Here is a 10692-nt window from a genome sequence, read left to right on the forward strand (position 1 = left end):
TCGCTGATGAAGAGGCAAGGTTTTGAACCACGATTCTCGCAAAACAGGTGCAAGGTTTTGCGAGAAAGGCCCTAAAGTCCTTACCTCGCCTACATTTCATATTTATTCAGCAAACCCTATTTACAGACAATGCTAATTGTATATTTTACCATCTATCGATAGTTTTTGATAGAAAGTGTTAAGTAGCTGGTTATAATTAAATTAAAAATGGATTTTAGGTTCGATCCCCCCTGCCCCCCTTGATAAGGGGGGTGCCGATAGGCGGGGGGATCCCCCTTAATAAGGAGGCATCTGATAGTCACTGATAACTGAAAAGGTTCTTAATTCCCTACCATTGTGATAATTGCTGTCATTTAAACCACGACAAAGTTAACTAATTTGCCCGGGACAACAATCACTTTTTTGATTTCCTTACCCTCTAAATAACGTTGGGCGATTTCCGATTCCAGGGCGAGGGTTTCTAGGGTGCTTTTATCGGCACTAGCGGGAACTTGTATCGTGCCTCTGGTTTTTCCCAAAATTTGGATGACAAGGGTAATCTCGTCCACAATCAGGGCAGTAGGATCAACTTTTGGCCAGGGTTGCAGGTGAATTGATTGGCTATGGCCTAAAGCTTGCCATAATTCTTCGCTAAGATGGGGAGCAAAAAGGGAAAGTAAGATTAATAAGGTTTCGATTCCTTCCCGATAAATGGGGGATTCAAAACACTTATTATCCCCTAAAGCGTTACTGAGTTTCATTAATTCGGAAATGGCGGTATTAAATTGATAATCTCCTTCTAAATCCTCGGAGATTTCTTTAATAGCGGTGTGAATTGCCCGTCTTAACTCCTTGTCAATTTTCGAGAAAGTCTCTATTTTTTTGACTTGCTTGGGTTTATTTTCAATATATTCACTGACTAAACGCCACACCCGATTAAGAAAGCGAAATTGTCCTTCTACCCCTGCATCTTCCCACTGTAAATCTTTTTCTGGGGGTGCAGTAAAAAGTATAAACATTCGGGCAGTATCAGCACCATATTTTTCCAGGACTTTCAGAGGATCAACGCCGTTATATTTCGACTTAGACATTTTTTCAAAGAAGAAAGAAAGAACTTCTCCCGTGTCTTTATCGTAATATTTATCCTCTTTATAGATAACATTTTCTGCGGGGACATATTTGCCAGTTTCGGGATTTTTGTAGGTTAATCCCTGTACCATTCCCTGGGTTAACAGACGGTTAAAAGGTTCATCGACATTAACTAAACCTCGGTCTCTTAAAACTTTGGTAAAGAAACGAGAATAGAGTAAATGTAGGATAGCGTGTTCGATTCCTCCGACGTATTGATCCACGGGCATCCAATCATTAACCTTCTCGAATTGAAAGGGTATATCTTCATTTTTAGCATCGGTATAACGGAGGAAATACCAACTAGAATCGATAAAGGTATCCATGGTGTCCGTTTCCCGTTTTGCGGGAGTTCCACAGCGAGGACAATCCACATTTACCCAGTCTTCTAATTTGGCTAAAGGAGAAGCACCTCGACCGCTAAATTCGACATTTTCTGGTAAAGTAACGGGTAAATTATTGATAGGTACTGGCACGGTTCCACAGTGAGGACAGTGGATAACTGGAATCGGACAACCCCAATATCTTTGACGGGAAATTAACCAATCCCGGAGGCGATATTGTATTCTAGCTTTGCCGTAACCTTGAGCAGTGGCATAATCAATAATAGCGGTTTTTCCTGCTGTAGAATTAAGTCCATTAAATTGAGCGGAATTAATCATAATTCCCGCTTCTGTGTAAGCATCTTTTAACTCAATTTCGCCACTTTCTGGAGTAATAACTATCTTAATTGGCAGGTTATTTTCCCGAGCGAATTTAAAATCGCGACTGTCGTGAGCCGGGACTCCCATCACTGCCCCTGTCCCGTATTCGTAGAGGACATAATCAGCAATTAAAATCGGAATTTCTTCACCAGTAAAAGGATTAATTGCCATTCCTCCGGTTTTAATACCGCGTTTGGGTTTATCTTCGGCGGTTCTTTCTAATTCGCTTTCGCTGGCTATCTCTTGAATAAAAGTTTCTACGGCCGATTTTTGTTCGGGAGTGGTAACTTGTAAAGTTAAGGGATGTTCGGGAGCAAGTACCACATAAGTCACTCCATAAACCGTATCGGGACGAGTGGTAAAAACAGCAATTTTTTCTGTGGAGTTAACAAGAGGAAATTCTAAATAAGCACCTACCGATTTACCAATCCAGTTCGCCTGCATGGTTTTAACCCTTTCTGGCCAACCGGTAAGTTTATCTAAATCAGTGAGTAATTGTTCGGCATAATCGGTGATTTTTAGGAACCATTGCCGGAGTAACTTTCTTTCTACTTTAGCACCCGATCGCCAAGATTTTCCTTCACTATCTACCTGTTCATTTGCTAAGACAGTTTGATCGATAGGATCCCAATTCACTGCCGCTTCTTTTTGGTAGGCTAATCCTGATTCAAAAAACTGTAAAAATAGCCATTGGGTCCAACGATAATATTCTGGGGAACAGGTGGCAACTTCTCTTTCCCAATCGATAGATAATCCTAACTGTTGTAATTGCCGTTTCATCTGGGCAATATTTTGATCAGTCCATTTTGCCGGAGGAACTCCCCTTTCAATGGCGGCATTTTCTGCGGGTAATCCGAAAGCATCCCACCCCATGGGATGCAGCACGCGATAACCCTGCATTCTTTTCAGACGGGCAATCACATCGGTAATAGTATAGTTGCGAACGTGACCCATGTGCAGGTTGCCCGATGGATAGGGGAACATGGAGAGGGCGTAAAATTTCGGTTTATCGGCGTTTTCTGGGGTTTTGTCCAATCCCATTTGCTGCCAAATCTTCTGCCATTTCTGTTCGATTTCTGCGGGGTTGTACGGCACTGGGGTCTTTTCTCCTGAGTTGTATCTATCCCTCCCATTTTACAGCAGCCGGCTGAGGGCGATTGCCAGTCTTGGAGTTATCCACCCTAGCAAAAACCCTCTGGGTTTTAGTGGTTAATTTTCGCGGGGAATATAGCCGTTCGACTTCACCCAATAGTTACTTGACTGGTATCGACGCTGGTTGCCCCATGGACTTTACTGGCAATGGCCACCATTTTATCTAAAGTCGCCTGATTGGAAACCTTGCCTTTTAGTACAACCTTACCACCAGTTTGAGCGACCCACAATTTGTCTTCATCAGCTAAATCCGGTGTCTCGTCAAAAGCTAAAACTACTCGTTTAGCTAGGCCGCTTTCGTCGTATTTTCCGTCTAATCCGACTCTTTCGGGGGGAATACCGGCAGCAGCGGCTTTACCTGCGATCGCACGAGCGGCATCGGCCGGTTTATCTAAGCCGAAAATTCTTTTTAACCAATCCATTGCTAACACTCCTGATTGAGTTCTAAAACCCCAATTTCTTTAAGAGGGATTTGGTGGAAACGATGTGTCGATCTAATCCTAAACGATCAGGACTCACTCCCACCGCTAAAGCGACTAATTGGGAAAAATGCAACACGGGTAAACCTAAACTTCGACCGATCGCTTTTGCCACTTCCGGTTGTCGGGAATCAAGATTAAGATGGCATAAAGGACAAGGGGTGACTAAACAATCTGCCCCGGCTGCCATGGCCTCTAAAATGTGTTTTCCTGCCATTTGGAACGATTGGGTGGTGGCATAACTGGACAGGGGCCAACCACAGCATTGAGTGCGTCCTTGATAATAAATCGGATTTGCTCCCACCGCTCGAAAGACATTTTCTAGGGATTCCGGCTGAAAGGGATTATCGTAGGGGAGAGTATCCTGGGCGCGCAGGAGATAACAACCATAAAAACCGGCGCAATTTAAGCCTGATAAGGGACGAACCACCTTGGCCGCCAAATTATCTAAGCCATAATCGCCCACAATTGCCCAGAGTAGGTGCTTAACCGTTGTCGTTCCTTGGTAGGGGGAACAATGTTCTTTCTGTAAATAATTATTAACTTCCTCAACATAATTGGGATTATTATGCTTTGCTTCCTTCAAGCGCTCATCCACATGACCGATCACTCCCTGACAGGTGCTACAGTGAGTCAACAGGGGTAAATTGAGGGCTTCCGCTAGGGCAATATTGCGCGCATTGACAGTATCTTCCAAGAGTTGCGAATCTTCCTTATAGGTTCCCGAACCACAACAGGCAGCTTTTTTGAGTTCGACTAAATTAATCCCCAAAGCTTCCGTCAGGGCTGCCGTGGATAAGTATAGTTCCCGACAGGCACCTTGAGCGACACAACCGGGAAAATAAGCATACTGGAGATTGTTGACTGTCATGGATTCTAGGAAATTACTACTCATTACCTATCTACCATCTTGCCCCCCTTCCCCCCTGTCATCACTAAAGTCATGGAATTTCTTAACAGACAGTCTTTTGTGAGCTGCTCCGAACAAGTGTACGGTAGTTTGTCCCAGAAATAATATCCAAAAAGGAGGAGAGCCATCTCAACAGTATAATGGCTCTCCTTGAGAAAAATTGTTGTCCTGAGGAGTCGGTTGTACAAATGGGAATCTGCCCGGTCAAGAGGTGATTTACGGGGAGAATTGAGATTGTAGCCGAGAAATTGCGGCGAGAAACCCTATTTTGTCTGCTTACGCCGCTTGGGTGAGGGTGATAACAGCATCAAAGTCAGCACGGCTAGGGAAAATCGAGAGAACCCGGTCTAGTTGGGTTAATTCAAAGATAATCTTGACTGAAGGTGGAATAGAACAGATATTGAAGGATTTTCCTTGACTTTGAGCCAGACGAAAGGCGGTAACTAAAGCCATTAATCCGGCACTGTCGAGGAATTCCACCCTGCTCATATCCACGAGAAAAGTGATGGAGCTATTCTGGTTCACCAGATTGGTGAGCTGCTCTTGAAATTCTAGGACGTTGGCGGCGGTAATATAGCCGTTTGGCTCAAATAGAGCAATTTCTGGGACTTTTACAGGACTTTTCATGGCTGGACTTGGAAATTCATAAAATGTACCTTTTAACTGGAAATCAGATACCGCTATTATGTCCTAACTTTCTGATTTTGTGACCCCGGTCTCGATCAATTTTCTCTCTCCTGAAAAGATTAATCTTTTTTTAACCTTCGACCCTGTGGCAAGGAACCAGTTTTGGGCTAACCTTGGGATCTGGGGAGTAAAAGGGAACAGTGATCAGGACTTACTGGGGTAAACATCAGGGGAAAGTCGTTAGGTTTAAGCTCTAACCCCGAATGACTGATGATGAGCCAAAATTATACTGGTGTTTTTGCTGAAATAAAGTAAAGCAGGATACGGAAATTAGATTTATCGAACTAGAGTAAGAAAATTGTGGATACCCAGCCGACTATCCGCCAATTAGTGGAACAAGCCCTATATTATCGTAAAATCACGCCAGAAATCGAGAACGGAATTAATGAACTCCTCGGTCGTCTTGGCTACGTTTCTGATGTGGATTACGAGGCCCTAGAGTTACTCATGGATGAAATGGACGAAGGCCGGATTAATCTCGTTCCGCGTCGGTAACTTCAGTTATCAGTTATCAGTTATCAGTTATCAGTTATCAGTGGTGAGTTATCAGTGGTGAGTTTTCAGTTCACTCCGGACTTAGTAACGAAGAACCTGACTGATTACTGATTACTGAACAATCCCCCAAAACCCAATTTCCCCAAATTTCCCCAAATTAATATAATTGACTTCAGGCTTCCTCTTAACCTGATTTTTTCCATGATTCCTTTAACTCTTAATCTCTTGCAAGGTTCCGTTACTTTTCGTTTCAGTCCCAGTGCTGCTCTGGATTTGCAAAGGGAAATTAATATTCTACTTGATCGCCTAAAAGCGATCGCCAGTAATGCCGCTAGTGGTGGTAAACCCCAACCCCAAAAACCGCTGGAATATCAGCACACTGGTGATGTGTTTCTGGAAGTGTTTTGTAATCCCAATATTTATCCGAATCCTTTTTCGGCTAAAGTTTTGCTAACGGTTCGCGACGATCGCCTGCGCTTAACCACAGAAGCAGAATTAACCCGTGTGATCGAAGATTTAGAGCGTTATCTCGACCAAAATAGTTAGAATCGGGGGATTTTTGGGGTTTCGACCTTTCCTTGTCGTCCCACCTTTCCCCATCTGACTATTCTTCTCTAGTTTGCCATGTTACCGACCGATTTATTGATTTCCCGTCAAAATGGCGAGACAATTATTCCCAAACGCTTACCGATCGCTCCTGATTATCTGGCGATCGCTAAAGAACAAATCACCTGTTTTCAGGAAAGTATCGGTGAAAGTAAGGGAGAATTAAGCCAAAAACTCCTAATCTTGGAGGGAGACAGTCCCGATTATAAAATTAAACGGGGATTTGCTCACCTGTTAACCAATCATTTTGCCACCTTTGAGATTATTAGTCCCTTAGAACCACAGGAATTAAGAAAAAGAGTTTTTGAACAAGCGGCCAACTTTGTTCCTATTCCCCAAAATCGATCGCTAATTCTGGAGAAAATTGCCCAGCAACTCAGCCAAGAATTAAATCAAGAAATTTTTCCAGTAGCTCTAGAAAAAGGACTTTATGCTGATTTAGCGGAGAATAAAATTCTCACTCAATTTGATGCTCCCACCCCCGAAAACTTAATTCATCGTTTTAACCTCTCGCAAATTCAAGGGATTTTTTATCGGGCCAGTTATTTAATTATCAACGTCCACCGCAACGATCCAGGGGAATATAAATATCTCTTTCGCTATCTAAAACTATTTCGTTTAATGACTTATATCGAAGGGGATGCCGACACGGGATTTACTATTACTATCGATGGTCCCACCAGTTTATTTAAAGCTAACAGTCGTTATGGCATTGAAATCGCTAAATTAATTCCTGCCTTACTCCATGTTACTCACTGGAATCTGAAGGCACAATTACAGTACAAAGATTCCTACACAGGAACTATTAAAAAACAACAGTTCAATTTAGAGGATAACTGTGGTCTGGTGTCCCACTATTCCCCAGGTAAACCCTACGATAGTATGTTAGAGGAATCTTTCGCTAAACGTTGGTTACAGTTAAAAACTGAATGGCAACTAGAAAGGGAAGTGGATTTAGTGCCTTTACCCGGAGGAGTGATGATTCCCGATTTCCGTTTAGTGCATCCCGATGGTCGCGTTTTTCTCCTCGAAATTGTTGGTTATTGGCGACCAGAATACCTACAAAAGAAATTTTTACAGGTTAAATCGGCCCAAGCAAATAATCTAATTTTAGCCGTATCGGAACGGTTAAATCTAGAAAAAGCTGGAGTTAAATTTCAAAATCTACCCGCTCAGGTTATCTGGTTTAAAGATAAATTATCACCCCAAGCAGTGTTAGAAGTTTTAAATTAAAAGGTTAAGAAGCTAAAAGCGGAAGTATGATTTAATACTCCCGCTTTGGTTTAATCAGACCAGGTTAACTCTTTCGCCCAAGACCGGACAATGAGTGCTACCCTATTGAGCAATGGCAGGACTGATGGACACTTTCACCACTTTATTTTTTTCTTCTTCCGCTTTCGGGAGAGTGAGATTGAGAATGCCATCTTTGTATTCAGCAGTCACGTTATTGTTATCAACCCGAACCGGTAGAGGAATAACCCGATGGAATTTACCATAACGGAATTCAGTGCGGGTAAACCCTTCTTCTTCGGTTTTAATTTCCGATTTCCTTTCACCATTAATGGTCAGACTATCGGCTGTTACTTCCACATTGAGGTCTTTGGCTTCCATACCAGGTATTTCCAGTTTAAGCTGAACTGCCTCTGCCGTTTCGGTCATTTCCGCCGCCGGGATGAAGGATAACCCCATTTTTTCGCCATTGCCTACATCAGTCGGCACAAGACGGTCAAACAAGCGATTCATTTCTTTTTGTAGGCTTTCTACTTCTCTGAAAGGTTCCCAACGTATAAGTGCCATATAATTCACCTCCGAAGTTCTCTTAACGCTAGAGATGTTGGTTTATCTCTACACTTTTAGGATAGATAAAAGATTCCCCGACCGGGGTAGGGTTTTCGGTATTGAGTTTTTCCAGATTCCCGTACTATCTCCTATACTAGGGTCTGCTGATGAATAATTAAACTTTCTAAACTGGTTTGTAAATCTTGGGTTAATTGTGCTACGGCCGAGCGTCGATCGCTTTTATAATCAGCATAGCGCTCGGATACAGAAATAGGTTTACCAATAGTTATTATCGCTTTTTGTTGACCAATTTGGGGACGAAAAAAGGGATTACCTCCCTTAATTCTTGTTACTAAATCCCAGAGTAATAAAATTGTCTCAGCAAATCTTTCTACGGTGGGTTTTTCTTTGACATAATAACCAGTTACTGACACAAAACTTTCCACAATTCTCATGTGCCACATTTTTAAATTAGCTTCATCAGCAAGGCGATCAGCTAATCCTAATTCAAGGGGAGAAATAGAATGAGTGGGTTTTAATTCTTCCCGATAAATGCGTTCCCATCCTGCTTGTTCTAAACGACGACAGCGATCGATTACATTACCATTAGGAGAAACATTAAAATACTTTTCTGCGGTTTGTAGGGCCACATCTAATAAATTGGCTAAACGTTTGGCTAGGGTTTCATTTGGATCATCACCATTGGCAGGTACTACAGGTAAAGATTGATAGTAGAAATCTCGATAAAAATCCTCCATTAAGGATAATAATCTTTCTCCTAACCGAAAAAGACGCTCGTATAAAACCTTTTCTTCTAGGGATGAATTCGGGATTGATTCTAAACCGCTATCGGTTTCTAAATTAGTCAAAATTCGCTCGATTTCTTGCCACACTGGAGTCAGATAAAAATACTGAATACCAATATAGCGGGTTTCAGTTGAATGAGGTACAGCATGGATGACTAGGTAGGCTCTTTAAAAGGGGTATCGCAATAGCAACAATGGGTAAACCAGTGATGGATGTCTCGCAATGTAATCTGACTAAAGGCTTGAACGATCGCTTTTTCTAGATCAGCATAGGTACGAGGTGACATAGAACGAATCAGTATTTTCACTTTCGACCAACAGTTTTCAATGGGAGAAAAATCGGGAGAATAGGGAGGTAAAAACTCCAGTCTAGCACCGACTTCTTGAAGAATTGGTTCGAGGGTTTCTTTTTGATGAATCGAAGCATTATCCATTAATACACAAGCTCCTTTCCACAAGTTTGGAACTAATAATGTAGCAATAAATGCTTCAAATATTAAACCATTTGCGGCTCCAAATACATTGATAAAAGCCAGCAAGCCTTTGAGCGCTATCGCTCCAATTATCGTGACGTTTTTTCCTCGGTTTAACGGAACTGAATCATACACTCTCTGACCTTTTTCAGCCCTGCCATAAAGTCTTGTCATCCCTAGATTAGAGCCAGACTCGTCAACGAAAACCAAATCTTCCGCTCTAACATCTCGGATTTTCTCCCAATATTCTTCTCTTAATTTTTGCACTCTTTCCGTGTCTCTTTCCCTAGCGTGTAAGCTTTTTTTTTTGAGTTAAATTTAGCCGTTTTAAAATTCTACTGATTGTTGAGTTACTCACCACCGTCTGTGTTTTTTCCTCAATTTGTTTTCTTAACTCGTCTAAGGTGGCATCTTTCTTTTCTTGGACTAAATCGCCCAGCAAGATAATTTCGTCGCTCTTAAGCTTGAGTTTTTGTCCTCCACCATGCGGTCGGGGATTTAGATTTCCTGTTTCACGCCACTGCTTGATTAGTTTCTGGATAAAGCTTAAAGCTACTCTAAATCTTTTGGCTAACTCACGTTGTGAGAGGTTATTCTCCTCGTAGGTCTCGATGATCTTTTGTCGCAAGTCTAAAGAATAGGGCTTCATCGGGTCGTGGCTCCTGCCTAGGTCTATAATTTATTGTCCTCTTCTATTGTACCTCATGCAAGTGCATACCGCTATAGGTAAAATAATTACTTCTTGCTGTTGTTTAGCTTTTATGACATCATCCACCCCCCAAAAAGCCAATTGAGAAATACCCGGTTCAATCGCACTGACAAGCTCATTATGTCCGTTAGTTGCCCCTTCCGGAGCAGCGGCTAAAGGATAATCTCCTTCTAATAATAAACGACGAGCCGAACGCAATCCGATTAAATCGGCTTTTCCCCGTTGAATTGGTGTGCCACCTAACTTAGAATATAACCATCCTACCCTTTCTCCCGCCCATAAAGGAATCCCTCGATCATACATAAAATGAGCGTGAATTGGCTTGTTTAATTTTATTCCTAACTCTTGGGCTTTTTTGGGTACTAATTTCCACAAAAGATAGGCCATACAGTAGGGATCGTTAATACTGGGATGACGAAAAGCGAGCAGTAAACGGACTTTTTTCTCTTGACTTTTTTGATAAAATGTGATTAAAGTTTCTAGATTGGCGGCCGAAATTTCTCTTAAGTTGGTTTGAGTTTGTAACCAAAGAGGTAAAAAGATTTGACATCCCTTTAAAAGCAAGGGATTAAGGTCAGGGGGGATAAATTCGAGGGGAGGTTGCGCGCCCAAAGATAGATTAGACATATAAGTATAAGTGGTCGTGCCAAATAAATTTCCTAGTTGAGACAGTTATCAGTTATCAGTTATCAGTTATCAGTTATCAGTTATCAGTTATCAGTTATCAGTTATCAGTTATCAGTTATCAGTTATCAGTTATCAGTTATCAGTTATCAGTTATCAGT

The 10692-nt window shown here is 41.9% G+C and carries 10 protein-coding genes and 2 pseudogenes; 3 read left to right on the forward strand and 9 right to left on the reverse strand.

Annotated elements, in window-relative coordinates:
- Positions 1-353: 353 nt before the first annotated feature.
- The 4 genes from leuS to EWV66_RS22250 form a co-directional block, all read right to left on the reverse strand.
- Positions 354-2906 (reverse strand): leucine--tRNA ligase, encoded by a 2553-nt coding sequence (gene leuS, locus EWV66_RS22235; RefSeq protein WP_287107167.1) that lies wholly within the window; start codon positions 2904-2906, stop codon positions 354-356.
- A gap of 146 nt (positions 2907-3052) precedes the next feature.
- The gene (locus EWV66_RS22240) at positions 3053-3385 is read right to left on the reverse strand and encodes a BON domain-containing protein (RefSeq protein WP_052278145.1); all 333 of its coding nucleotides are present in this window, start codon (positions 3383-3385) and stop codon (positions 3053-3055) included.
- 22 nt (positions 3386-3407) lie between these two features.
- Positions 3408-4337 (reverse strand): CoB--CoM heterodisulfide reductase iron-sulfur subunit B family protein, encoded by a 930-nt coding sequence (locus EWV66_RS22245; RefSeq protein WP_287107166.1) that lies wholly within the window; start codon positions 4335-4337, stop codon positions 3408-3410.
- Between the two features lie 291 nt (positions 4338-4628).
- A complete protein-coding gene (locus EWV66_RS22250; RefSeq protein WP_287107165.1) occupies positions 4629-4979 on the reverse strand; it encodes an STAS domain-containing protein in 351 nt (116 codons plus the stop codon).
- A 360-nt stretch (positions 4980-5339) separates the two neighbouring features.
- Between EWV66_RS22250 and EWV66_RS22255 the strand changes: the two genes are divergently transcribed.
- The 3 genes from EWV66_RS22255 to EWV66_RS22265 all read left to right on the forward strand — a co-directional run bounded on the left by EWV66_RS22255 (position 5340) and on the right by EWV66_RS22265 (position 7373).
- Positions 5340-5534 carry a hypothetical protein gene (locus EWV66_RS22255; protein ID WP_052278139.1) on the forward strand — a complete coding sequence of 65 codons (195 nt, stop codon included), beginning with the start codon at positions 5340-5342 and terminating at the stop codon, positions 5532-5534.
- 201 nt (positions 5535-5735) lie between these two features.
- Positions 5736-6080 (forward strand): hypothetical protein, encoded by a 345-nt coding sequence (locus EWV66_RS22260; RefSeq protein WP_004160645.1) that lies wholly within the window; start codon positions 5736-5738, stop codon positions 6078-6080.
- A 78-nt stretch (positions 6081-6158) separates the two neighbouring features.
- Positions 6159-7373: a DUF790 family protein gene (locus EWV66_RS22265; RefSeq protein ID WP_004161466.1), complete on the forward strand. Its 1215-nt coding sequence runs from the start codon at positions 6159-6161 to the stop codon at positions 7371-7373.
- A 102-nt stretch (positions 7374-7475) separates the two neighbouring features.
- Here EWV66_RS22265 and EWV66_RS22270 read toward each other — a convergent pair whose 3' ends face one another.
- The 5 genes and pseudogenes from EWV66_RS22270 to EWV66_RS22290 all read right to left on the reverse strand — a co-directional run.
- Entirely contained in the window at positions 7476-7937 is a 462-nt protein-coding gene (locus tag EWV66_RS22270) for an Hsp20/alpha crystallin family protein (protein ID WP_052278137.1), read from the reverse strand.
- 131 nt (positions 7938-8068) lie between these two features.
- A pseudogene (locus EWV66_RS22275) lies at positions 8069-8842 on the reverse strand (1-acyl-sn-glycerol-3-phosphate acyltransferase); the annotation flags it as partial.
- Between the two features lie 38 nt (positions 8843-8880).
- Positions 8881-9465 (reverse strand): IS630 family transposase, encoded by a 585-nt coding sequence (locus EWV66_RS22280; protein ID WP_002759745.1) that lies wholly within the window; start codon positions 9463-9465, stop codon positions 8881-8883.
- Between the two features lie 19 nt (positions 9466-9484).
- Entirely contained in the window at positions 9485-9847 is a 363-nt protein-coding gene (locus tag EWV66_RS22285; protein ID WP_002759746.1) for a helix-turn-helix domain-containing protein, read from the reverse strand.
- Between the two features lie 66 nt (positions 9848-9913).
- A pseudogene (locus EWV66_RS22290) lies at positions 9914-10534 on the reverse strand (1-acyl-sn-glycerol-3-phosphate acyltransferase); the annotation flags it as partial.
- Positions 10535-10692 lie beyond the last annotated feature (158 nt).

Source organism: Microcystis sp. M_OC_Ca_00000000_C217Col (genome assembly GCF_007095585.1).
GTDB lineage: Bacteria > Cyanobacteriota > Cyanobacteriia > Cyanobacteriales > Microcystaceae > Microcystis > Microcystis panniformis.